Below are 24,023 nucleotides of genomic sequence, written 5' to 3'. Positions count from 1 at the left end.
GTGCGTCCGACGGGCGAAGGTGGAACGGAGACGCAGGCCAAGGATTTGTGCCTGCGTCTTCTGACGGACCGTGCCCGGAGTCGAGCGGAGTTGGCCGAGCGTCTGGCGAAGAAGGGCTACTCGGCCGAGATCGCTGAGCGTGTGCTGGATCGTCTCACCGAGGTCGGACTCGTCAACGACGCCGACTTCGCCCAGCAATGGGTGCATTCGCGGCACACGTACTCCGGTAAGGGGAAACGTGCGCTCGCACTGGAACTGCGCCGCAAGGGGATCGGTCAGGACGACGCTGCCGAGGCGCTCGCTCAGATCGACAGCGAAGACGAACGAGCGCGAGCGACGGAACTGGTCGCGAAGAAACTGCGGACGGTGTCCGCGGACGATCGGGACCGTGCGGTCCGCCGGCTGGTGTCGATGCTCGCGCGCCGCGGATTCCCCCAGGGCATGGCGTTCGAGGTGGTCAAGGAACAACTCGATCGCGCCGGTGCGGAAACCGACTGCCTGTTCGACGAGACCTGACCACGTCGTCACGACAACAACACTGACGAGGCACCAACACTGACCAGACGACCACACTGCGGTCGGGCGGAACAGAGTTCCCGTCCGACCGCAGTGTCATGTCACACCCGCGTCATGTCACAACCGCTTGTCGGTGATGTCCATACCCGGAACCGACACCGCCGGAAGCTCGGGAACGGCCCCCCCGGGGCCTCCGCCCTTCCGGCTGGCCCGTAGTCGCTTCTCCACCTTGGTCGCCACCACGGTGAGCGTGTAGTTGAGGATGATCATGATGATCGCCACCACGATCAGGGCGGGCAGGTAGTTGCCGTAGAACGCACCGAGCTGCTGGCCGGACCGCACCACTTCGACGTAGCCGATGAGGTAACCGAGCGCGGAGTCCTTCAGGGCCACCACCATCTGGGAGATGATCGCGGGCAGCATCGCCGTGACGGCCTGCGGAAGCAGGATGGTCCGCATGACCTGGCCCTTACGCATACCCAATGCCATGGCGGCCTCGCTCTGTCCCTTGGGGAGCGAGTTGATGCCTGCCCTGACGATTTCGGCGATCACCGAGCCGTTGTACAGCGTGAGGCCGACGATGACCGCGGCGAGCGCAAGGTATTTCGACTTGAAGACCTCGTACTCGGCGAACAGCTGGTACGAGAAGATCATCAGGATCAGCACCGGGATGGCGCGGAACAGTTCGACGATCCCGCCGGCCACCCATCGCACCGGCCGGTGGTTCGACAGGCGTCCGATACCGAGGATCGCGCCGAGGATCAGTGCGAACAGGATCGATACGGCGGCCGCCACGAGGGTGCCGCGGATGCCGGGAATCAGATACGTCGTCCACGACGTCGATTCGAGGAACGGATCCCACTTCGCGGCCGTCAGCTGACCCTTGTCGTCGAGCGCGGCGTAGACGAGGTAGCCGATTCCCAGTAGGACGACTGCGACCGCGACCGAGATCAGGCGGTAGATGTTCTTCGCCTTCGGGCCCGGTGCGTCGTAGAGGACGGTGGCGGAATTGCTCATCGTGCAACCTCGAATCGCTTGCTCAGGTATCCGAAGAGAAGCCCCATCGGCAGGGTCAGGATCACGAAGCCGAGCGCGAAGATGCCACCGACGACGAAGATGGCGGCCTCGTTCTCGATCATTTCCTTCATCAGGAGCGACGCCTCCGCCACACCGATCACCGAGGCGATCGTCGTGTTCTTGGTCAGGGCGATCAACACACTGCCGAGTGGGGCGGTGACCGCGCGGAATGCCTGCGGCAGCACGATCAACCGCAGATTCTGGGAGAACGTGAGGCCGAGTGAGCGGCCCGCCTCCGCCTGTCCGACGTGCACGGTGTTGATGCCGGACCGCAGCGACTCGCAGACGAACGCCGCGGTGTAGACGCTGAGGCCGAGCACGGCGAGCCGGAAGTTGTTCTCCTCGAAGAACGTCGGCGACTGCTCGGGGGCAAGTTTGACGCCCATCGTCTGGAAGAGTCCGAAGGAGCAGAAGATGATGATGAGCGTCAGGGGAGTGTTGCGGAAGATCGTCACGTACGCCGTGCCGACGCCACGCGCGACCGGGATCGGTGACACCCGCATCGCCGCGAGGATGGTGCCGAGTATCAGAGCACCGACAGCCGAGAACGCGGTGAGTTGCACCGTCGTCCAGAATGCGTCGATCAGCTGATCGCTGTATTTGCTCAGTAGGTCCACTTACCGTCTCCCCAGGTCACCGGTGGTTGGTGTCGAACCGGGCCGGACGACTCCACGAATGGAAGTCGTCCGACCCGGATGAGTGAGTTGCTCAGTACCGATCGACGGTCGGCGGGGCGGGGATCGGGTAGCCCGACGCACCGACGGTCTCGTTGAACGCGCGCTCCCACGAGCCGTCCGCGATCATGGCGTCGATGGCGTCGTTGATCTTGGCGCGGGTCTCGTCGTCGCCCTTGGCCAGGCCGATGCCGTAGCGCTCTTCGGTGAACGGCTCGCCGACCACCTTCAGCTCGCCGGGGTACTGCGCCGCGTAACCGGCGAGGATGATGTCGTCGGTGGTGACGGCGTCCACCGCACCGTTGCGCAGCGCCTCGACGCAGGCCGAGTACGTGTCGAACTCCTGCAGCTGCACGTCCTGCGCGTACGTGTCCTTGACCTTCTGCGCGGGAGTGGACCCGGTGACGGAGCACAGCTTCTTGCCGCCGTTGAGCGAATCGGGGCCGGTGATGTCGGTGTTGTCGGACTTCACCAGGAGCGACTGTCCGGCGATGAAGTACGGCCCGGCGAAGTCGACCTTCTCCTTGCGGGCGTCGGTGATCGAGTAGGTCGCGACGATGTAGTCGACCTCACCGTTCTGAATCAACGTCTCGCGCTGAGCCGACGGAGACTCCTTGAACTCGATGTTCTCGGGCGCGACACCCAGCTTGCCGGCCACGTACTCGGCCACCTCGACGTCGAAGCCGCTGAAGGAACCATCCGGGTTACGCAATCCGAGGCCGGGCTGGTCGTACTTGATTCCGACGGTGAGCTTGCCCTCCGACGCGCTCTGGGAGGCGCTCTTCTCTTCACCTCCGCCACAAGCAGATGCGACGACGGCGAGCGCCATGACGCCGATTCCCACGCGAATCGAGCGATTGATCCTCATCGAGTTCCTCCAATTGAAAATGACGGGTGTTGCGTGTGGAGCACGGTCGACCGAAGGAGCACCGGCTCCTTCGGGTCAGTGGCTGAGAATCTTGCCGAGAAAGTCCTTCGCGCGCTCGGATTTGGGAGCGGTGAAGAACGTGGTGGGCTCGGCGTCCTCGACGATCTGGCCGTCGGCCATGAAGAGGACACGGTGGCCGACCTTGCGGGCGAAGCCCATCTCGTGTGTCACCACGAGCATGGTCATGCCTTCCTTGGCGAGCGAGGTCATGACGTCCAGGACCTCGTTGACCATTTCCGGGTCGAGTGCGGACGTCGGCTCGTCGAACAGCATGACCTTGGGGTTCATAGCGAGTGCGCGTGCGATTGCGACTCGCTGCTGCTGACCGCCCGACAACTGCGCCGGGTACTTGTCCGCCTGATTGGCGATGCCGACCCGCTCGAGAAGCTCGTAGGCCTTCGCCTTCGCGTCGGCGCTGCTCTTCTTCCGCACCTTGACCGGTGCGAGCATCACGTTCTCGAGGATCGTCTTGTGGGCGAACAGGTTGAACGACTGGAACACCATGCCCACGTCGGCGCGCAGCGCCGCGAGGGCCTTGCCCTCGGCCGGGAGAACCTTGCCGTCCACCGCGATCTCACCGGAGTCGATGGGCTCGAGGCGGTTGATGGTGCGGCACAGCGTCGACTTACCCGAGCCGGACGGTCCGAGGACGATCACGACCTGTCCGCGGGGGACTTCGAGGTCGATCTCCTGGAGGACGTGGAGGGCGCCGAAGTGTTTGTTCACCGATTTCATCGAGATCATGGACGGGGCCGCGCCCGTGGAGGGTGTCGGCGTCGCGTCGTCGGCTTGCGTCATAGTCGATGACCCTATGTGTTCGGAGCGGGAGCACCTGCCATTTGCTCCGAGAATCCTCGGGATGTCACGGAAACTTTACTGTCCGGCTTCGGGCGTGTGTCCGGGCGCACACCGGCCGCGACGAGGCGATTTGGCGCGGGCCGTACCCTGGCATACGTGGACACGATCGACCAGACCCCTCACCGCAGCTACGAGGTGCGCACGTACGGCTGCCAGATGAACGTGCACGACTCCGAGCGGCTGTCGGGGCTCCTCGAGGACGCCGGCTACACGAAGGCGGCCGCGGGGCAGGCACCCGACCTCGTCGTCTTCAACACCTGCGCGGTGCGGGAGAACGCCGACAACAAGTTGTACGGCAACCTGAGTCACCTCGCGCCTGCGAAGGAACAGAACCCCGACATGCAGATCGCGGTCGGCGGGTGCCTGGCGCAGAAGGACCGCGACGTCGTCGTGAAGAAGGCGCCGTGGGTGGACGTCGTGTTCGGCACCCACAACATCGGTTCACTCCCCGCGTTGCTGGACCGGGCCCGCCACAACCAGCGGGCCGAGGTCGAGATCCTCGACGCGCTGGAGGCGTTCCCGTCGACGCTGCCCGCCAAGCGGGAGTCGGCGTACGCGGGCTGGGTGTCCATCTCGGTGGGATGCAACAACACCTGCACGTTCTGCATCGTGCCCGCGCTGCGCGGCAAGGAGGTCGACCGGCGCCCCGGCGACATCCTGGCCGAGGTGCAGGCCCTGGTGAACGAGGGCGTCGTCGAGGTCACCCTGCTCGGGCAGAACGTCAACGCGTACGGCGTGTCCTTCGCGGATCCGGACCAGCCCCGCGACCGCGGCGCGTTCGCCGCGCTGCTGCGCGCATGCGGAGAGATCGACGGGCTCGAGCGGGTGCGCTTCACGTCTCCGCACCCGGCCGAATTCACCGACGACGTCATCGAGGCGATGGCCGAGACCCCCAACGTGTGTCCCCAGCTGCACATGCCGCTGCAGTCCGGCTCGGACCGCGTGCTGAAGGCGATGCGCCGCTCCTACCGGAAGTCGCGATTCCTGGGGATCATCGACAAGGTCCGCACCGCGATGCCGCACGCGGCGATCACCACCGACATCATCGTGGGATTCCCGGGTGAGACCGAGGAAGATTTCCAGGACACGCTCGATGTCGTCCGGCAGGCGCGCTTCACCAGCGCCTACACCTTCCAGTACTCCAAGCGGCCCGGCACCCCGGCAGCGGAGATGGACGAGCAGCTGCCCAAGGCGGTCGTCCAGGAACGGTACGAACGTCTCATCGCGTTGCAGGAACAGATCACCCTCGAGGAGAACCAGAAGCTCGTGGGCGCCGAGGTGGAACTTCTCGTCGCCGCCGGGGAGGGTCGCAAGAACGCGGAGACCGCCCGGATGAGCGGGCGCGCCCGCGACGGCCGGCTCGTCCACTTCCGGCCCGAGGGCAACCTCGACGGGAACGTCCGGCCCGGCGACGTCGTCACCGTCGTCGTCAGTGCCGCCGCCCCCCACCATCTCGTTGCCGACACCCCGGTCCTGACCCACCGCCGCACCCGTGCGGGCGACTCCTTCGAGAAGGGCGTGACCCCGAAGACCCCGCCGATCGGTGTGGGACTCGGACTTCCGCAGATCGGTGCGCCCGCACCACTACCCGCCCAGATGGGATGCAACGCATGACCTCCCCGTTCGACGACAAGCGGCACGACGGAAACCACACTGGCGACAGCGGTTCGAGTGCCGGGAACGAGCCGATCGAGAGTTACCTGAAGGACTTCGACGCCGCCGAGAAGAAGGTGGCCGGCGAGATCGATCCCGGCGCGCGTGCGCTCGTCGTCGCGGTCGCGGTGGTCGTGCTCCTCGGCTCACTGACGTTGCCGCACTCCGGCATCGCCAACGGCTGGGAGGTGCTGGTGTACGGGGACGACGCCCGCGCGGAGACGATCGCGCTGCCGTCGCGGCTGTTCGTGTGGTTCGAGGTGGTGTTCGGGGTCGTCGTGTCGATGCTGGCGCTCGTCACCCGCCGCTGGGCCCTCGCCTGGGTCGCCCTCGCCGGGACCGCCGTGTCCATCGTGTTCGGCATGCTCGCCATCTGGTCGCGGCAGACACCGGCGCCCGGGGTCGAGGCGGCCGGCCCGGGGATCGGTCTGATCATCGGCTGGCTCACCGTCATCGTGCTCACGTTCCACTGGTTGAAGGTGGTCTGGAGCCGGACCGCCCTGCAGTTGGCCGCAGAAGAAGAACGCCGCGCCGCTGCCGCCGAAGCGGAGCGACGCGGCGACTGGAACGTCGGCTGATCGTGCCTACGGGCCGCTGACGGCGCCCTCGGCCGCCTCGGCCCATTCGCGCCACTGCTGGGCCTGCGCGAGGGCGCTCTCGGCGTCCTTCGTCTTGCCCGCGGCGGTCGCCTTGGCGGCCTGCTCCTCGAACTGAGTGACCCGTTCCCGGAACTGCGCGGCCCGGGCGAGGGCCTCCGGGTCGGTGCGGCGCCATTCCTCGTCGGCGGCATCGCGGACACGCTTCTCGATTGCCCGCAGCTTGCCCTCGAGGTCGTGCATCCGCTCGCGGGGCACCTTGCCGATGGCGTCCCACTTCTCCTGCAGGTCGCGGAGTGCGGCCCTCGCCGCGTCGATGTCCTTGGCCGGATCGATGTGGCCGGCGTTCTTCAGCAGCTCTTCCTTGGCGACCGCGTTCTCCTCGAACTCGGCGTCGCGTTCGGAGGACGCGGCGTTGCGGGCGGCGAAGAACACGTCCTGAGCGCCCTTGAACCGCTTCCACAGGTTGTCGTCCGCTTCTCGCGGTGCGCGGCCCGCGGCCTTCCACTCGGCGAGCAGATCACGGAAAGCCCCGGCCGTGGGACCCCAGTCGGTGGAGTCGGACAGAGCCTCGGCCCGTTCGACGAGCTCTTCCTTCTTGGTCTTCGCGGCGGCGCGCTCGCGGTCGAGTTCGGCGAAATGGGCGCCGCGACGCCGGTTGAACGCCTCCCGCGCCTTCGAGTAGCGCTTCCACAGGGCGTCGTCGACCTTCCGGTCGATACCGCGGATCGTCTTCCACTCGTCCAGAATCTCGCGCAACCGGTCGCCGGCGGCCTTCCACTGCGTGGATTCGGCACCGATCTGTTCCGCCTCCGCGGCCAGCGCTTCCTTGCGTTCGGTGTGAGCCTGCCGCGACAGTTCCTTCTCGTGCTTGGCGTGGGCCGCTGCCTCGTCGGATCCGGCGATGATGACGTCGAGCCGCGCCGCGAGTGAATCGATGTCACCGATCACCGCGGCGGTCGGGAGGGATTCGGCGAGCGCGAGCGCAGCCGCCTTGGTCTTCTTCGCGTCGCCCGCACCGGAACTGAGCCGGGCCTCGAGGAGTGCCACTTCCGTTGCCAGATCGTCGAAGCGCCGACCGAAGTGCGCCAGACCTTCCGCCGCGTCTCCGGCCTGCCACGACCCGATCTGCCGTTCGCCGTCCGCGGTCTTCACCCAGGCGGTGCCGTCGTCGTCCACGCGGCCGAACTTGCTCGGGTCACTGTGGGCGGGGGCGGCGACGGCGGGGGCGGAGAGGGCGTGTGTCGGGGTGGGGTGGGGCTTGGGTGCACCCGGTTTCGCGGCGGCACCGGGCTTCGGGACGCTGGACGTCGGTGTGTCGTGCTGCTGAGCGGCAGGCTCCACGGCGGGCTTCGCGTCGCTGCTGTCGGTCATCGGTTCCTCATCTCTGCCGCGCGTCACGGCTGCCTGAACGCAATACTGGCTCCATACGACCCGGGACGGGTGCTGGCTCCATTCAACCCGGTACGGGCCCCGTGGACTATTGAATCAGGTCGGACGGTCCGCGTTGGTACCGATTGACGGCAGCGTCCGAATCGGATGCCGGGTCCGCGCGGACGGTCGACTAGCGTGACTGTGTGTTCACCGCCGCAATCCTCGTGCCGTCCCCACCGCTACTGGTACCCGAACTGACCGGGGCGGCCGCTACGGAGACGGCGCCGTTGCGGGACGCGGTGCAGACGGCGGCGAAGGCGTTGTCCGCGCTCGCCACCGAGTGGGTCGCGGTCGGAGCGGCACCCGCCGCGGTGGACGTTCGACCCGACGCCCAGGGCACTTATCGCGGCTACGGCGTCGACGTGCGGGTCACGCTGCGGCCCGGTCCGGCAGCCGATCCCGACCCGGACCTGCCGCTCGTGGCGCTGACGGCCGGGTGGATCCGGGGGACGTGCGCGCCGGACGCCGTCGTCGACGCGCGGATCCTCCCCGCCGACCTGTCTCCGGAGCAGTGCGCCGAGTACGGCGCGGAACTGCGTAGGCTTCTCGACCGAGACTCCGAGCCGCGCGGGCTGGTGATCGTCGCGGACGGCGCGAACACGCTCACGGCGAAGGCGCCGGGCGCATTCGACCCGCGTGCGGAAGGCGTGCAGGCCGGGATCGACGCGGCGCTCGACACCGGCGACCGCGACGCGCTGCTGGCCCTCGAACCCACGGTGTGCGATTCCCTCGGCATCGGCGGGCGCGTCCCGTGGCAGGTGCTCGCAGGCGTGTTCGACGCGCCGCCCGCCTCCTGCCGGACGCTGTACAGCGCGGCACCGTACGGAGTCGGCTACCACGTGGGGGAGTGGCGACCGTGACGTCACCCGTGCCGATCGCCGTTGTCGGACCGACCGCGACCGGAAAATCGGATCTCGCACTGGACCTGGCCGAGCGTCTCGGCGGCGAGATCGTCAACATCGACGCGATGCAGCTGTACCGGGGCATGGACATCGGCACCGCCAAACTCGCCCCGGCGGACCGCCGTGGAATACCGCACCACCAGCTCGACGTGCTCGACGTGACGGAGACGGCCACCGTCGCGAACTATCAGCAGGCGGCGGTCCGCGATGTGGAGGCCATCACCGCACACGGCGCCGTGCCGGTCATCGTCGGCGGATCGATGATGTACGTGCAGTCGCTGCTCGACGAGTGGAGCTTCCCGGCCACCGATGCGTCGGTGCGGGCGCGCTGGGAAGCGGTCCTCGCCGAGAAGGGCGTCGCCGCCGTCCACGCCGAACTCGGCCGGGTGGACCCCGACGCCGCGGCGTCGATCCTCCCCACCGACGGCAGGCGCCTGGTCCGTGCCCTCGAAGTCGTGGAGATCACCGGAAAGCCGTTCGCGGCGTCGGCCCCTCGCATCGGCGAACCGCGCTGGGGCACACACATCGTCGGCGTCGACCGCGATACCGCCGAACTCGACGACCGGATCCGGCTCCGCACCCGGCTGATGTTCGAACGGGGACTCGTCGACGAGGTGCGCGGGCTGATCGACGTGGGCCTGCGCGAAGGCGTCACCGCTCCCCGGGCCATCGGCTACGCACAGGTCCTCGCCTGGCTCGACGGCGAATACGACCTCGACGAGGCGCAGGAACGCACATTCATCGGCACCCGGCGCTACGTGCGCAGGCAACGGTCGTGGTTCCGCCGCGACACCCGCATCCACTGGGTCGACGGAAGCGACCCCGACCTCGCGGACACCACGATCCGCACCCTCGGCGAGACCCGAACACTGGGAGAACGATGAGCCGCGCACCATCCGGACGCAACCGTCCGGCCCCGTCCCTGCTGGTGACCGCCCGCAACGCCCGCTTCCAGCAGTGGCAGTCGTACCTCACCAACCGCGCCAAACGAACGAAAGCGGGACGCTTTCTGATTCAGGGTGTCCGTCCCCTCAACCTGGCGCTGGAACACGACTGGCCGATCGAATCGCTGCTGCACCGCATCGACGGCCCGCCGCTGTCCGACTGGGCGCGGGAACTGCTCGAGACCCGGTCCGTCGAACAGATCGGGGTCAGTGCCGAACTGATGGCCGAACTGGGTGAGAAGACCACCACCGCGCCGGAACTGATCGCCGTCGCGAAGACACGAACCCCGCGACTGAAGGACCTGCGACTGCAGTCCGTCCCCCTGATCGTCGTGTTCGATCGGCCCGCCTCACCCGGAAACCTGGGCACCCTCGTGCGTTCCGCCAACGCGTTCGGCGCCGACGCGGTCGTCGTGGTCGGCCACGGCGCCGACCCGTTCGACCCCCGGAGCGTCCGCGCCTCCACCGGATCCCTCTTCGCGATGCCCGTCGTCACGGTCTCGTCCGTCGACGAGATCCTCGCCTTCCGCGACGCCCGGCGTGCGTCCGGAACCGACCTGCACATCGTCGGCACCGACGAGACCGGCTCCGTGACCATCGACGCCCACGACTTCGGCGGCGGCACGGTGCTCGTGATCGGCAACGAGACCCGCGGGATGAGCGCTGCGTGGCGCGACGCCTGCGACACGGTGGTCAACATTCCGATCGGAGGCGCCGCGAGTTCCCTCGGCGCCCCCTCCGCCGGCGCCGTCGCCCTGTACGAAATCGCCCGGCAGCGTCGACGAACCCGCACCCGCTCGACCGTTGGTTAGAGTGGTGCGCATGGATTTCAGCAAGGGACACGGCACCGAGAACGACTTCGTGGTCCTCCCGGATCCCGACGTCCGCATCGACCTGTCGGCCCCGCGGGTGGCGGCGCTGTGCGATCGCAGGCGCGGGCTCGGCGCCGACGGAATCCTGCGCGTCGCGAAGGCCGGTGCGCTGGCCGGCGCCGGTGTGCTCGCCGAACTCCCCGACGGCACGTCCGAGGACGACTGGTTCATGGATTACCGCAACGCCGACGGCTCGATCGCGGAGATGTGCGGCAACGGCGTCCGCGTCTTCGCCCACTACCTCCGGGCGGCGGGGCTCGAGACGCGCGACGAGTTCGTCGTCGGCAGCCGGGCCGGCGGCAAACCGGTGATCGTGCACTCGGCGGACGGCGCCTTCGGCGAGGTCACCGTCGACATGGGGGTGGTGCGGGATCTGGGAACCAGCGCCGCGACCATCGACGGCAAGGTGTTCAACGGGATCGGCATCGACGTCGGCAACCCGCACCTGGCATGTGTCGATGCGCACCTCACGGCGGCGTCCCTGTCGGCCCTCGACCTGACGGCCGCACCCGGGTTCGATCCCGGCTTCTTCCCGCACGGTGTCAACGTGGAGATCCTCACCCGCATCGAATCCGGCGCCGTGGACATGCGGGTGCACGAGCGCGGGGTGGGCGAAACCCGGTCGTGCGGCACCGGCACGGTGGCCGCGGCCACCGCCGCGCTGCGCTTCGACGGGGCCGACTCCGGTGAGGTGAATGTCCGTATTCCCGGTGGTCAGGTCACTGTTGCGGTGTCGGACGGCCGCGCGACGTTGCGCGGACCGTCCGTCCTGGTGGCGTCCGGGAACCTCGACGACGGCTGGTGGAACGGCCTCGGCTGATCGCCCTGCGCGAAATGCACGTGCACGCCCTCGACATTCCGTGGGATCATGAGGGTGTATGACGAAAACACATCGCACAGAAGAATCGCCGATCTCCGACTCCACTGAGTTCGCCTACGACGACGGGCGCCCTTCGGTCGGCGAGATGCAACTCGAGGACCGCAGCGCGCTGCGCCGGGTTGCCGGGCTCTCCACCGAGCTCACAGACGTCACCGAGGTCGAATACCGGCAGCTGCGCCTCGAACGCGTGGTGCTCGTCGGTGTCTGGACGCAGGGAACCGCGGCGCAGGCCGAATCCAGCATGGCCGAGCTCGCGGCTCTGGCCGAGACCGCCGGGTCCGAGGTCCTCGAGGGCCTCGTCCAGCGGCGGGACAAACCCGACGCGGCCACCTACATCGGTTCCGGTAAAGCCGAGGAACTCCGTGAGGTCGTCCTCTCGACCGGCGCCGACACCGTCATCTGCGACGGTGAGCTCACTCCGGCGCAGCTGACCGCGCTGGAGAAGGTCGTCAAGGTCAAGGTCATCGACCGGACGGCCCTCATCCTCGACATCTTCGCTCAGCATGCGACGTCCAGGGAGGGTAAGGCGCAGGTGGCGCTGGCCCAGATGGAATACATGCTGCCGCGACTGCGTGGCTGGGGTGAATCGATGTCCCGGCAGGCGGGTGGTCGCGCCGGCAGCAACGGCGGTGTGGGTCTGCGTGGTCCCGGTGAGACCAAGATCGAGACGGACCGCCGGCGAATCCGTGAGCGGATGGCGAAGCTGCGGCGTGAGATCAAGGGCATGAAGGCCGCCCGCGACACCAAACGCACCAGGCGTCTGCGCAGCGAGACGCCGTCCATCGCGATCGTCGGCTACACCAACGCCGGCAAGTCGAGCCTGCTCAACGCGCTGACCGGGTCCGGGGTGCTGGTGCAGAACGCCCTGTTCGCCACCCTCGATCCCACCACTCGGCGGGCGGCGCTGGACGACGGCCGCGAGTACGTCCTCACCGACACCGTCGGGTTCGTGCGTCACCTGCCGACCCAGCTGATCGAGGCGTTCCGCTCGACGCTCGAGGAAGTCACGGACGCGGATCTGCTGCTCCACGTCGTCGACGGCTCCGACCCGCTGCCCACGGATCAGATCAGGGCAGTCCACGAGGTGATCACCGAGGTGATCCGGGAGAACGACGCCGCGGCGCCGCCGGAGCTCATCGTGGTGAACAAGATCGACGCGGCCGACCCGGTCACGCTGACCCAGCTGCGAGGCCTGCTGCCCGGTGCGGCGTTCGTCTCCGCCCGGACCGGAGAAGGCATCGCCGAGTTGCGAGCGCATCTCAGCGACGTACTGATCCGCCCGGAGATCGAGGTCAGCGTGCTCCTCCCGTACAACAGGGGAGATCTGATGGCCCGGATCCACTCGGACGGTCAGATCCTCGATTCCTCCCACGAGGAGGACGGCACGCGTGTTCATGCGCGGGTGCCCGAAGCGCTGGCGTCGGCACTGGTTCAGTACAGCGGCAGTGCCTGACCGCTCACGGTGGTCGGCCCGTGTCGCGGTCGGAGTCCTCGCTGCGTGCACACCGCTCGCCGTGGCGGGGGTCGGATCCGCCGAGCCGTTCTTCCGTGATCAGACCGCCGTCGACGCGTCGGAGTTCGGTCCGCTCTGCACTCCCGACAATTCGGCGGTCGGCACCCCGGACGAGGCCTCCCTCGAAGAGCTGTCGGGGCTCGCATCGGCGGGGGGACTGCTCTACGCGGTCGGTGACAGCGGGTCCGATCGTGCGGTCGCGGTGATGGACGGGAACTGCGCCGTGCAGCGGTGGCTACCGCTGCCGGTCGATCCGTACGACGTCGAGGACCTGGCGTCCGGTCCCGACGGCCGGCTGTGGCTCGCCGACACCGGGGACAACGGACGCCGACGCGACACGGTGGCGCTGATCGCGATGGACCGCAACACGGGCGCGGGAGAACTGCATCGGCTGACGTATCCGGACGGCCCGCACGACGCCGAGACCGTTCTCGTCCAGCGCGACGGCACCCCGCTGATCGTCACGAAGGAAGTGTTCGGGGCAGGCAACGTGTACCGGCCTGCGGGGGGTGCCGCTGTGGGTGATCTCGCGAGCCCCGGGCCGACCCCGCTCGAAAAGGTGGGCACGCTGGACGTCGCGGAGACGAACGGCGCCGACGACGCCACCACCGGGAGCGGCACCACGGCCCCGGCACTGCATTCGACGATGTTCACGGGCGGCGCCGTCTCCGGCGACGGAACCGTGGCCGCCGTCCGCAGCTACTCCGACGTGTTCCTGTTCTCGGCACCGGACGGCGACCTGGCCGCGGCGTTCGCCGCGGGGCCCGTGGTGCGCGCGCACGTGCCGCAGCAGCCACAGGGGGAGTCGATCTCGTTCACCGAGAACGGCGACCTGTTGATCGCCTCCGAGGCGCGGGAGGGGCCCGTTCCGCCGATTCAGATGCTGCCCGGGGCGGTGTCGAGGGTGCAGGAGCAGGCCCGCGCGCAGACCGTCGGGGACGAGGCGTCGGCGCAGTCGCCGGGAACGCTGTGGGGAATCGGCATCGCCGGCGGCGCGGTCGTGCTCGTGGTCGGCGCGGGCTTCCTGGTCCGCCGCCGTGCCCGATAGGTCTGTTTTGCGAGAAATGTTGTGAGCCTGATTCTTTCGGTGCGCGACCTCGTGTGAATACTGGGCGGTGTGCAGGCCCACGAGTTGTTGTCGCATATTGCCCATCTGTCGCTGGCGCACGGTCGCGCCCGGGCGGCATCGACCGTCGCCGCGGTGGCGGGCATCGTCGTGATCCTCGCGCTGTCGCGTGCCGCCCGGCCGCCCATCCTCCGCGCCGCCGCGGTCGCGGTGCCCGTGACCGCAGCGGTCGGGGGTGCCGTGTGGGCGGCGTACCGGCCGCTTCCCAATCAGTTACCGCCGACGGGATACGCGTGGATCTGGCTCGCGGTCGGCACCCTAGTACTCGTCGCGTCGCTCCTGTTCCGGAGGCCCGGAGCCCGGCGCGCCTGGGTGATCGGTGTGGCGGGCGTAGTCGTGGCGGCCGCGGCGGCGGGGCAGGTCAATGCAGAGGTCGGCGTGTATCCGACCGTCGGGTCGCTGGTGGGACACCGCCCGCCGACCGTCGTCGAGCCGGTGTCGTTCGGTGACGTCCCCGGGTTCGAAAGCGCCGTGCAATCCGGGACCCCGATGGACTCGGTGTGGACCCGCCCGGTGCGCACACCCGGCTCCGGTGTGGTGACGGAGGTGCAGATCCCGGGCACCGAATCCGGATTCCCGGCCCGCCCGGCCGTGCTGTATCTGCCGCCGGCGTACCTGACGTCACCCCGGGCGGTGCTCCCCGTCATGGTGATGATCGCGGGACAGCCGGGGCGCCCCCAGGACTGGTTCAGCAGCGGACGACTGGGGTCCACGGTGGATGCGTATGCGGCGCGGCACGACGGCCTCGCGCCGGTCGTCGTGGTGGTCGACGCACTGGGGTCGCAGGACGCGAATCCGCTGTGCCTCGATTCGGCGCTGGGCAACGCCGCCACCTACGTGGCCCACGACGTCCCCGCGTGGATCGAGAAGTCCCTGCAGGTGTCGCACGATCCGGCGCAGTGGGCGATCGGCGGATTCTCCTACGGGGGAACCTGTTCGATCCAGCTGGCCGTGAACTATCCGCGGATCTACCCGACGTTTCTCGACTTCCTCGGTCAGGACGAACCCTCGCTGGGCGATCACGCAGGGACGGTCGCGGCGACGTTCGCAGGCGACGAGCATGCGTTCGCGGCGGTCAACCCGGTCGATGTGATGAGGACACGGCAGTTCCCGGAATTGACCGGGGTGTTCGTCGCCGGGGCCGCGGACGACGAATACCGCCCGCAGCAGCAGCGGATGTTCGCTGCCGCGCGGGCGGCCGGTCTGAACGTGCGGTACTACGAGCTCCCCGGTGGCCACGAGGGCGCCACCTGGGGCGCGGCGCTCGAACGGGAGATGGACTGGACCGGCCGCCGGCTGGGTCTCACCAGCTGACGGCCGGGTACCGGTCAGGCGTCGAGGTCGGCCGCCACCAGCTGAGCCACCTTCTCGACGGCGTCGGCGTCGTCGCTGGTGACCGTGACGTCGGTGCCCTTGGTGGCGCCGAGCGTCATGATGAGCAGTGCGGAACCGGCGTCCACTGGTTCGCCGTCCGCCACGGCGAGGGTGACGGGCACACCGGCGGCGGCAACCGCTTCGGCGATGACGGCGGCGGGACGGGCGTGCAGGCCGATGGACGAACCGACGGCGACTGTGGTGCTGGGCATGGACTCTCTCCTCTGTCGGTGGGGTTGATGCGGACGAGCGGGTCGATCTGTTTCTCTTACGCTGCGACTGTCGCAACGTCGGGGTCGAGTTCGGCGTCGGACGCGCCGGGCTTGATGAATTCTTTGGCGCCGACGACGCAGAGTGCGGCGACGACGACACCGGCGGCCAGCGCCACCAGGAACCACAGCAGGTTGCCGATGGCGAAGAAGACGAAGATTCCGCCGTGTGGTGCGCTGAGGGTGACGTCGAACGCCATGATCAGGGCGCCGGTGACGGCGCCGCCGGCCATCATCGAGGGAATGACGCGCAGCGGGTCGGCGGCGGCGAACGGAATGGCACCTTCGGAGATGAACGCCGAGCCGAGGAGCCAGGCCGCCTTGCCGTTCTCGCGTTCCGCCTCGCTGAACAGGCTGGGACGCAGGACGGTCGACGCGAGAGCCATCGCCAGCGGCGGGACCATGCCCGCGGCCATCACGGCCGCCATGATGCGCAGCGAGGCGGGATCGTTGACGTTGAGGCCGGCCACCGCGAACGCGTATGCCGCCTTGTTCACCGGGCCACCGAGGTCGAAGCACATCATCAGACCGAGGATGATGCCGAGGAAGATGACGGAGCTGCCGGACAGACCGTTGAGCCAGTTCGTCAGGCCCGACGTGATCGAGGCGAGCGGACGGCCCAGGACCAGGAACATGAGTGCGCCGACGATCAGAGTCGCGAACAGCGGGATGATCACCACCGGCATCAGGCCGCGCAACCACTGGGGAACCGGGATCCGGCTGATCCACAGCGCGACCACGCCGGCGATCAGACCACCGACGAGGCCTCCGATGAATCCGGCGCCGACGAAGACAGCAACGGCGCCCGCGGTGAAGCCCGGCGCCAGACCGGGCCGGTCGGCGATGGCGAAGGCGATGTAACCGGCCAGAGCGGGTACGAGGAAGCTGAACGCCAGCGAACCCAGTTGGAACAGCACCGCGCCCAGGTACGTCGCCAGGCCACCCTCGGGGAGTTGGCCGAGGGAGTTGCTGAGGACGATGTCCTCCGCGGGACCGGAGATCTCGTACCCGCCGAGTAGGAAGCCGAGGGCGATCAGCAGACCGCCGGCGGCGACGAACGGGATCATGTAACTGACACCGGTGAGCAGCACCTGGCGCAGGTGGGTGCCCCAGCCGACCGATCCGGCCGGTTCGTCGGGGGCGCCGGCCGCGCTGGTGCCGTCCACGGTCGCCGCGGACGGGTTCATGCCCGCGCGCAGTGCCTCGGTGATCATGGTGTCGGGCTCGTTGATGGCGCGTTTGACGCCCGACGCCACCACCGGCTTGCCTGCGAAGCGTTCCTTGCCCTTCACCCCGACATCGGTGGCGAAGATGACGGCGGACGCGCCCGCGATCACTCCCGGTGCCAGGGGTGTGCTTCCGCTCGAACCCTGCGTCTCCACGTGGACGACGACGCCTGCGCGTTCGCCTGCGGCGACGAGGGAGTCGGCGGCCATGTATGTGTGGGCGATGCCGGTCGGGCAGGCGGTGACCGCGACGATGTGCTTCGGTCCCTCTTCGGGCTCGGGTTCCTTTTCCGGGGCGACCGGTTCGGGAGCCTCAGCCGGAGCCGGGGCCGCGGCGGCCGCCGCGGGTGCTGCAGCGGCCGCCGCGGCGGGTGCCGGTGCGGGTGCCAGGACGTCGTTCACCAGGGTGACGATCTCGGCGGGGGTCTTCGCGTCACGCAGGGCCCCGACGAAGGCGGGGCGCACCAGCGCCCGCGCGAGCGAGGAGAGCAGCTTCATGTGTTCCGCGCCGGCACCTTCGGGTGCGGCGATGAGGAACACCAGATCTGCGGGTCCGTCGGGGGCGCCGAAATCGACCTTCGGGTCGAGCCGCGCGAATCCGAGGGACGCCGCCGCAACGGCTTCGGAACGGCAGTGGGGGATCGCGATCCCACCGGGAAGTCCTGTCGCCGATTGTGATTCACGCGCCAGCGCGGCGTCACGGAGGCCGTCCGCCTCGGTGGCGCGACCGGCGTCGGCCAGACGCCGGGAGAGCGCGGAGATCACGTCCTCCTTGGAGGCTCCGAGGTCGGTGTCCAGGGAGATCAGATCTTCGCTGATGATCTGCGGCCCCGAATCGCGGTCGGGTGTCGAGTGAGACATGGTGTTTCCTTCTGGTTCAGGCCGGATCGGGGGCGGGGGAGCTGAGGGCGGTGACAGTGACGGCGTCGATGTCGACGTGGTCGGGGGTCGGCAGGGTGGTGCCGGGAAGGGCTGCCGCCGCGCTGCCGTAGGCGACGGCGGATCGGAGGCAGTCCGCGGGCGTGGCACCGGACATGTGCGCTGCCAGGTAGCCCGCCAGCGACGAGTCGCCGGCGCCGACGGTGCTGCGGGCGACGATCGGTGGTGGCGTGGCCCACCAGGCGCCGGCCTCCGTCACGAGAACCGCACCCGCGGCGCCGAGCGTGGCGAGGACGGCTTCGACACCGCGGTCCACGAGTTGCCTGCCGGCATGGGCGGTGGCCGTCGGGTCCCCGCGCAGCGCGGACTCCTCGAGTAACTGCCCGTTGGCGCCGGTGAGCTGCGCGAGTTCCTCGCTGTTCGGTTTCACGAGGTCGGGGGCGGCCGCGGGGAACCGTTCCGCGAGCGCGAGCAGCGGGGCGTCCGACGTGTCGACGGCGACCCTGCACGACGCGGAGCGCAATGCCTCGACGAGGGTGGCGTACCAGTCGGTGGGAATGCCCGGGGGTAGGGAACCGGACAGCACCACCCACTCGGCCCGGGACCCGCGTTCGATGATCTCCGATTGGAGATCGGCGAGGGACTCGGCCGACATGACGACACCGGGTTCGTTGACCTTGGTGGTGGTGCCGTCGGGTTCGGTGATGGTGATGTTGGTGCGCGCCGGACCGGACGTCGCCACGGTCACGTGCTCGATCCCGTGCTCGGAGAGTGCGGTGAGCAGGGGGTCGCCCTCGTTGCCCGGGAGCACCGCGACTGCGGCGACACCGGCCGAGGTGAGCGCGCGGGCGACGTTGACGCCCTTGCCTCCGGGGTCGCTGTGGGTGGCGGCGGCGCGAAGGACGGTTCCGCGTTCGAGGCGCCCCACCAGGTTGACGGTGCGGTCGATGCTCGGATTGGCGGTCAGCGTGACGATCATGCGATCACCACCTCGATTCCCTGGTCGTGGAAGTGGGCTCGGTCTGCGGAACTGATGTCGGCGTCGGTGACGAGGATGTCGACGCTGTGGATGGGGGCGAAGCTCACGAGGTGCTCCCGGCCGACCTTCGACGAGTCGGCGACCACGACGACGTGGTTGGCGCACCGGACCATCGCGCGCTTGACGGCGGCCTCCTCGGTGTCCGGTGTGGACAGGCCGTGGCCGACGCTGAGCGCGTTGGTGCCGATGAACGCGACGTCGACGCGGAGGACGTCGAGGATGCGCAGCGCCTCCTCGCCGACGGCGGCCTGCGTGATGCCGCGCACCCGGCCGCCCAGCATGTGGAGCGTCACCGAATTGAGTCCCGCGAGCCGGGCCGCGATCGGGACGGAGTTGGTGATCACGGTGAGGTCCAGATCGGACGGGAGTTCCGGGATGATGCGCCCCGTCGTGGTTCCCGCGTCGAACAGCACGCTGCCTCCGGACGGCGGCAGGTAGGCGGCGGCGCGCTTGGCGATCCGGTCCTTCTGCTCGGCGCGGGTGTGATCGCGTTCCGTCATGCCGGGCTCGGTGACGGTGAGGGAACCCGCAGGGACCGCGCCGCCGTGCACGCGGCGGACGTGGCCGAGACGCTCGAGCAGCGCCAGGTCACGTCGCACGGTTTCGGTGGTGACGCCGAACGTGTCGGAGAGGTCCGCCACGGACATGCGACCCCGCTGCGAGATCAGCGTGGTGACCGCTTGCTGGCGTTCTTCCGGATACACCGTGACCCCGTTCCTGTTCTCGTCGATGAAGTGTTCGGTGACGTTGTCCGTTATGGTCTGCATCACACGAAATGTTGTGTCATGTTGTTTTACGCCCGAGTGTGTTGACATGTCAAGAGTTGAGAGTAATCTCCGTCACATAGTCGATTCGCATTTCCGACTGTGCGAAGACAGAACGAGCCGGCCAGGAGGACCCGATGACCGAAGACCGTGAAATCGTGCGAGGTACGCCGGTGGTACCGGGCATTGCCTACGCGCCGGTGATCTGGCCGGCTCCGCGGCCGGAGGTCGCACCCGGATCGGCCCGCATCGACGAGGCGTCGCGCGACGCGGAGAAGGTCCGCTTCGAGGAAGCGGCCGCCGTGGTGTCGCAGCGACTCCGCGACCGAGCGGCGAGCGTCTCCGGCGCCGCGGCAGAGGTGCTGCAGGCGAACGCGGCGATGGCGGCCGACCGCGGCTGGCTCGGTGCCGCGCAGAAGCTGATCGCCGGTGGAACCCCGGCCGAGGAATCGGCGGCGGAGGCCACCGAGCAGTTCGCGACCCTGTTCACCAAGATGGGCGGGTTGATGGCCGAACGCGTGACCGACCTGCGCGACATCCGGGACCGTGTCGTGTCCGAACTCCTCGGCCTGCCCGAACCCGGCATCCCCGTGCCCGCGACACCGTCGATCCTGTGCGCCCAGGACCTCGCACCCGCCGACACCGCCGGTCTCGATCCCGAGCTGATCGTCGGACTCGTGACCGTCCTCGGCGGCCCGACGAGCCACACCGCGATCATCTCGCGCCAGCTGGGAATCCCGTGCGTCGTCGCGGTGCGCGACCTCGAATCCGTCGTCTCGGGCACCCCCGTCCTCCTCGACGGCTCGGTGGGCGAACTCGTGGTGGAACCGGATCCCGTCGAGGCCCGCGCCGCCGTGGAACACGGCCGCGCCGAACGGATCCGCATCCAGTCGTGGGAAGGTCCCGGTCGCACGAGCGACGGACACGCCGTGTCGATTCTGGCCAACGTCCAGGACGGGGCCGGTGCGCGGTCGGCCGCCACGACCGCCGCCGAGGGCGTAGGACTGTTCCGTACCGAGTTGTGCTTCTTGGACCGCGATTCCGAGCCCGGCGTCGACGAGCAGGCCGAGATCTACGGTGAGGTGCTCGACGCGTTCGCCGGCCGGAAAGTGGTGATCCGGACGCTCGACGCGGGATCGGACAAGCCGCTGCGCTTCGCCAACCATGCCGAAGAGGCGAACCCGGCGCTCGGCGTCCGCGGAATCCGGATCGCCGAACAGAACCCGGGCATCCTCAGCAGGCAACTCGACGCGGTCGCCGCCGCGGCGAAGCAGACGCAGTCGCAGCCGTGGGTGATGGCACCGATGATCTCGACTCCCGCCGAGGCAGAATCCTTCGCTGCGGAGGTCCGCGCCCGCGGGCTCGTGCCCGGTGTGATGGTCGAGGTACCGGCCGCCGCGCTTCTGGCCGACCGTCTTCTGCGGCACGTCGACTTCCTGTCCATCGGCACGAACGACCTCGCGCAGTACACGATGGCCGCCGACCGGATGTCCTCCGATCTGGCGTCGCTCACCGACCCCTGGCAACCTGCGGTCCTCGCGCTCGTCGCCCGCACGGCCGAGGCGGGAATCGCGGCAGGCAAGCCCGTCGGCGTCTGCGGCGAGGCGGCCGCCGACCCGCTACTCGCCTGCGTGCTGATCGGACTCGGGGTCACGTCGCTGTCCTGCGCGGGTGCCGCCGTGTCCGGTGTGGGGGCGAAGGTGGGGTCGGTCTCGCTGGACGACTGCCGTCGTGCCGCCGAGGACGTGCTCGCCACGAGCGATCCCGCGGAGGCGCGGGCCGCGGCGGTCCGGGTGCTGGGGGCGTAGTCCCGGGTTTCGCGGGGGATCCGGTCCCGACGGCGCGAAACTCCCAGATCGTGCCTACTATTGGCGAACTGTGACGAAAAGAGAAACCGACGCCCCCGACGGTCCCGCCGGCGGCTCTGCCGGTCAGTCCGCCCCCACGCGGGCGTTCGGGTGGACGCTGCACGGTGACGGCAGGCGGATCAGTGAGGGTGAGGTGGTCGCTCCCGGCGAGCGCCTCACGTGGCCGCGCACGGTCGGAATCGGGATGCAGCACGTCATTGCGATGTTCGGCGCCACCCTCCTGGTGCCGACCATCACCGGGTTCCCGGTCACGACGACACTGCTGTTCTCTGGTATCGGGACGGCCCTGTTCCTGCTCATCACCCGCGGCCGTATTCCCAGCTATCTCGGGTCGTCGTTCGCGTTCATCGCGCCGCTGACGGCGTCGCAGAGTTCGGGACCCGCCGCGCAACTCGGCGGTGTCGCCGCGGCGGGTCTGTTGCTGCTCGTGGTGGGTATCGCCGTGAAGCTGGCTGGATCGCGGGTCATCGACGCCGTCATGCCGCCCGTCGTCACCGGCGCCGTGGTCGCGCTGATCGGACTCAATCTCGCACCCACCGCGGTGGATTCGTTCGAATCGCAGCCGCTGATCGCCGGGGTGACGCTGCTGGCGATCCTGCTCGTGACAGTGCTCGGTCCGGGATTGCTGGGCCGCCTCGGAATTCTGGTCGGGGTCGCCGTCGGCTGGGTGTTCGCCGCCGTGATCGGTGGGCTCGCCGAGGAGCGGGTGACGGCGCTGCGGGAAGCGGCCTGGTTCGGCGTGCCCGAACTGCGGGGACCGACGTTCGAATGGTCCGTGATCGCACTGACCCTGCCGGTGGTCATCGTCCTGATCGCCGAGAACGTCGGCCACGTCAAGGCGGTGTCGGCCATGACGGGTCGGTCGCTCGACGACGTCGCCGGCGATGCGCTCGTCGCGGACGGACTGGCCACGACCCTCGCGGGATTCGGTGGTGGGTCCGGAACCACCACGTACGCCGAGAACATCGGAGTCATGGCCGCGACGCGGGTCTACTCCACCGCCGCCTACTGGGTCGCGGCGGCCACCGCCGTGGTCCTCGCGTTCTCACCGAAGTTCGGAGCCCTCGTGTTCACCGTGCCGAACGGTGTCATCGGCGGCGCCACCCTCGTGCTGTACGGGCTGATCGGCGTCCTCGGTGTGCGCATCTGGATGGATGCCGAGGTGGATTTCACCGACCCCGTGAACCTCACCGTGGTCGCCGCAGCGCTCGTCGCCGGCATCGGCGACCTGACGCTGACGATCGGATCGGTGGAACTCGGTGGCATCGCGTGGGGTTCGGTCGGCATCCTCGTCGCCTACCCGGTGATGCGCTCGCTCGCGCGGTTCCGCAAGCCCTGACCCGGTGACCGGATGGGTCACGAATCCCGATCACCTGGGTCATTCACCACGTAGTTCCTCGCCTCTACCGTCGAACGAGACGTACCCAGATAGTTGATACGAGGAGTCGGCGTGGAGCGCACCCTGTTCGAACCGGAGCACCAACTGTTCCGGGAGTCGTACCGCAAGTTTCTCGCACAGCACGCCGAGCCGAACCACGCCAAGTGGGAAGAGCAGAACATCGTCGACCGCAGCCTGTGGGTCGAGGCCGGCAAGCAGGGATTCCTCGGCATGGCCGTGCCGGAGGAATTCGGCGGCGGCGGCGTGCGCGACTTCCGGTACAACGCAATCGTCACCGAGGAGACCACCCGCGGGGGATACAGCGGCATCGGCTTCACTCTGCACAACGACGTCGTCGCGCCGTACCTGCTCGAACTGAGCAACGAGGAGCAGAAACAGCGCTGGCTGCCCGGCTTCGCGTCGGGTGAGCTGATCACGGCCATCGCGATGACCGAACCGGGGACCGGCAGCGACTTGCAGGGCATCAAGACGCGCGCCGTGCGCGACGGCGACGACTGGGTCCTCAACGGTTCCAAGACCTTCATCACCAACGGCATCAACGCCGATCTCGTGATCGTCGTCGCGTGTACCGACCCCGACAAGGGAGCGCAGGGATTTAGCCTCCTGGTCGTCGAACGGGACATGCCGGGCTTCGAGCGCGGCCGCAACCTCGACAAGATCGGGATGAAGGCGCAGGACACGGCGGAACTCAGCTTCACCGACGTACGCGTTCCCGCCGCCAACCTTCTCGGCGAGGAGGGGATGGGCTTCCTCTACCTGATGAAGAACCTCCCCCAGGAGCGGCTGTCGATCGCCGTGGTGGCCGCCGCCGCAATGGAATCGGCGCTGGACATGACGATCCAGTACTGCCGCGACCGGAAGGCCTTCGGCAAGTCGATCGGCAGCTTCCAGAACACACGCTTCGTGCTTGCCGAACTCGCCACCGAGGCAACGGCGGTCCGAGTCCTCGTCGACAAGTTCATCGAACTGCTCAACGACGAGAAGCTGTCGGTGCAGGAAGCGGCGATGGCCAAGTGGTGGACCACCGAGGCGCAGGTGCGGCTCATCGACCGGTGCCTGCAGCTGCACGGCGGCTACGGATACATGAAGGAGTACCCGATCGCCAAGGCGTACATGGATTCTCGTGTCCAGACCATCTACGGCGGAACGACCGAGATCATGAAGGAAATCATCGGTCGTGGCCTCAATCTCTGACGAGGCACGACCTGCGTATCCGGGGTGGATGCGAGGAG

General features: G+C 68.6%; 22 protein-coding genes. 13 read left to right on the top strand and 9 right to left on the bottom strand.

All coding sequences use genetic code 11. The features are described from left to right. Complete coding sequence (gene recX / locus DTA22_RS08680) at positions 1–516, top strand: recombination regulator RecX (protein ID WP_112299199.1); 516 nt, start codon at positions 1–3, stop codon at positions 514–516. Between the two features lie 117 nt (positions 517–633). Here recX and DTA22_RS08675 read toward each other — a convergent pair whose 3' ends face one another. From DTA22_RS08675 to DTA22_RS08660, 4 genes are all read right to left on the bottom strand, one after another. Further along, positions 634–1,533: an amino acid ABC transporter permease gene (locus DTA22_RS08675; RefSeq protein ID WP_112299198.1), complete on the bottom strand. Its 900-nt coding sequence runs from the start codon at positions 1,531–1,533 to the stop codon at positions 634–636. Beyond that, the gene (locus DTA22_RS08670; protein WP_005261143.1) at positions 1,530–2,210 is read right to left on the bottom strand and encodes an amino acid ABC transporter permease; all 681 of its coding nucleotides are present in this window, start codon (positions 2,208–2,210) and stop codon (positions 1,530–1,532) included. The genes DTA22_RS08675 and DTA22_RS08670 overlap by 4 nt, the downstream gene beginning before the upstream one ends. Positions 2,211–2,301: 91 nt before the next feature. Further along, positions 2,302–3,135 (bottom strand): glutamate ABC transporter substrate-binding protein, encoded by an 834-nt coding sequence (locus tag DTA22_RS08665; RefSeq protein ID WP_037232512.1) that lies wholly within the window; start codon positions 3,133–3,135, stop codon positions 2,302–2,304. A gap of 75 nt (positions 3,136–3,210) precedes the next feature. Then, positions 3,211–3,939, bottom strand: coding sequence for an amino acid ABC transporter ATP-binding protein (locus DTA22_RS08660; RefSeq protein WP_025432387.1), 729 nt, complete (start codon positions 3,937–3,939; stop codon positions 3,211–3,213). Between the two features lie 210 nt (positions 3,940–4,149). Here DTA22_RS08660 and miaB point away from each other — a divergent pair, with 210 nt between their 5' ends. Together miaB and DTA22_RS08650 are read left to right on the top strand one after the other, a co-directional pair. Further along, entirely contained in the window at positions 4,150–5,667 is a 1,518-nt protein-coding gene (gene miaB, locus DTA22_RS08655) for a tRNA (N6-isopentenyl adenosine(37)-C2)-methylthiotransferase MiaB (RefSeq protein WP_037232509.1), read from the top strand. Further along, positions 5,664–6,284 carry an Rv2732c family membrane protein gene (locus tag DTA22_RS08650; RefSeq protein ID WP_037232506.1) on the top strand — a complete coding sequence of 207 codons (621 nt, stop codon included), beginning with the start codon at positions 5,664–5,666 and terminating at the stop codon, positions 6,282–6,284. Before miaB ends, DTA22_RS08650 begins: the two co-directional genes overlap by 4 nt. A 6-nt stretch (positions 6,285–6,290) precedes the next feature. Here the strand turns inward: DTA22_RS08650 and DTA22_RS08645 are convergent, their stop codons facing one another. Beyond that, a complete protein-coding gene (locus DTA22_RS08645) occupies positions 6,291–7,676 on the bottom strand; it encodes a DUF349 domain-containing protein (protein ID WP_037232503.1) in 1,386 nt (461 codons plus the stop codon). A 203-nt stretch (positions 7,677–7,879) separates the two neighbouring features. Between DTA22_RS08645 and DTA22_RS08640 the strand changes: the two genes are divergently transcribed. The 7 genes from DTA22_RS08640 (at position 7,880) to DTA22_RS08610 (ending at position 15,287) form a co-directional block, all read left to right on the top strand. Beyond that, positions 7,880–8,596, top strand: coding sequence for a class III extradiol dioxygenase subunit B-like domain-containing protein (locus DTA22_RS08640; RefSeq protein WP_112299197.1), 717 nt, complete (start codon positions 7,880–7,882; stop codon positions 8,594–8,596). Then, on the top strand, positions 8,593–9,522 hold the full coding sequence (gene miaA / locus DTA22_RS08635) for a tRNA (adenosine(37)-N6)-dimethylallyltransferase MiaA (protein WP_174233776.1): 930 nt from the start codon (positions 8,593–8,595) through the stop codon (positions 9,520–9,522). The genes DTA22_RS08640 and miaA overlap by 4 nt, the downstream gene beginning before the upstream one ends. Next, positions 9,519–10,394: a TrmH family RNA methyltransferase gene (locus DTA22_RS08630; protein ID WP_112299195.1), complete on the top strand. Its 876-nt coding sequence runs from the start codon at positions 9,519–9,521 to the stop codon at positions 10,392–10,394. The genes miaA and DTA22_RS08630 overlap by 4 nt, the downstream gene beginning before the upstream one ends. A gap of 10 nt (positions 10,395–10,404) precedes the next feature. Further along, positions 10,405–11,274: a diaminopimelate epimerase gene (gene dapF, locus DTA22_RS08625; protein WP_037232677.1), complete on the top strand. Its 870-nt coding sequence runs from the start codon at positions 10,405–10,407 to the stop codon at positions 11,272–11,274. 58 nt (positions 11,275–11,332) lie between these two features. After that, on the top strand, positions 11,333–12,787 hold the full coding sequence (hflX, locus tag DTA22_RS08620; RefSeq protein WP_037232486.1) for a GTPase HflX: 1,455 nt from the start codon (positions 11,333–11,335) through the stop codon (positions 12,785–12,787). Further along, the gene (locus DTA22_RS08615; RefSeq protein WP_112299194.1) at positions 12,780–13,895 is read left to right on the top strand and encodes a hypothetical protein; all 1,116 of its coding nucleotides are present in this window, start codon (positions 12,780–12,782) and stop codon (positions 13,893–13,895) included. The genes hflX and DTA22_RS08615 overlap by 8 nt, the downstream gene beginning before the upstream one ends. Positions 13,896–13,964: 69 nt before the next feature. Next, on the top strand, positions 13,965–15,287 hold the full coding sequence (locus DTA22_RS08610; protein WP_112299193.1) for an alpha/beta hydrolase: 1,323 nt from the start codon (positions 13,965–13,967) through the stop codon (positions 15,285–15,287). Positions 15,288–15,301: 14 nt separating this feature from the next. On the opposite strand, the gene DTA22_RS08605 is transcribed toward DTA22_RS08610, so the two are convergent. The 4 genes from DTA22_RS08605 to DTA22_RS08590 are packed head-to-tail and all read right to left on the bottom strand — an operon-like array spanning position 15,302 to position 19,464. Then, positions 15,302–15,559 carry an HPr family phosphocarrier protein gene (locus tag DTA22_RS08605; protein ID WP_005261132.1) on the bottom strand — a complete coding sequence of 86 codons (258 nt, stop codon included), beginning with the start codon at positions 15,557–15,559 and terminating at the stop codon, positions 15,302–15,304. Between the two features lie 56 nt (positions 15,560–15,615). Continuing rightward, on the bottom strand, positions 15,616–17,703 hold the full coding sequence (locus DTA22_RS08600) for a PTS fructose transporter subunit IIABC (protein WP_112299192.1): 2,088 nt from the start codon (positions 17,701–17,703) through the stop codon (positions 15,616–15,618). Between the two features lie 16 nt (positions 17,704–17,719). After that, entirely contained in the window at positions 17,720–18,700 is a 981-nt protein-coding gene (gene pfkB, locus DTA22_RS08595; protein ID WP_112299191.1) for a 1-phosphofructokinase, read from the bottom strand. Next, entirely contained in the window at positions 18,697–19,464 is a 768-nt protein-coding gene (locus tag DTA22_RS08590; protein ID WP_005261129.1) for a DeoR/GlpR family DNA-binding transcription regulator, read from the bottom strand. Before DTA22_RS08590 ends, pfkB begins: the two co-directional genes overlap by 4 nt. A gap of 197 nt (positions 19,465–19,661) precedes the next feature. Here DTA22_RS08590 and ptsP point away from each other — a divergent pair, with 197 nt between their 5' ends. The 3 genes from ptsP (at position 19,662) to DTA22_RS08575 (ending at position 23,985) form a co-directional block, all read left to right on the top strand. Then, positions 19,662–21,332: a phosphoenolpyruvate--protein phosphotransferase gene (gene ptsP / locus DTA22_RS08585; RefSeq protein ID WP_112299190.1), complete on the top strand. Its 1,671-nt coding sequence runs from the start codon at positions 19,662–19,664 to the stop codon at positions 21,330–21,332. A gap of 70 nt (positions 21,333–21,402) precedes the next feature. Continuing rightward, positions 21,403–22,731, top strand: a complete 1,329-nt coding sequence (locus DTA22_RS08580) for a uracil-xanthine permease family protein (RefSeq protein WP_112299189.1) — start codon at positions 21,403–21,405, stop codon at positions 22,729–22,731. A 111-nt stretch (positions 22,732–22,842) separates the two neighbouring features. Further along, positions 22,843–23,985, top strand: a complete 1,143-nt coding sequence (locus DTA22_RS08575) for an acyl-CoA dehydrogenase family protein (protein ID WP_112299188.1) — start codon at positions 22,843–22,845, stop codon at positions 23,983–23,985. Positions 23,986–24,023: the final 38 nt, after the last annotated feature.

Source organism: Rhodococcus wratislaviensis (assembly GCF_900455735.1).
Taxonomy (GTDB): Bacteria; Actinomycetota; Actinomycetes; order Mycobacteriales; family Mycobacteriaceae; genus Rhodococcus_F; species Rhodococcus_F wratislaviensis.
The sequence above is the reverse complement of the archived record's forward strand: the minus strand, read 5'-3'. Positions and strand labels throughout refer to the sequence as shown.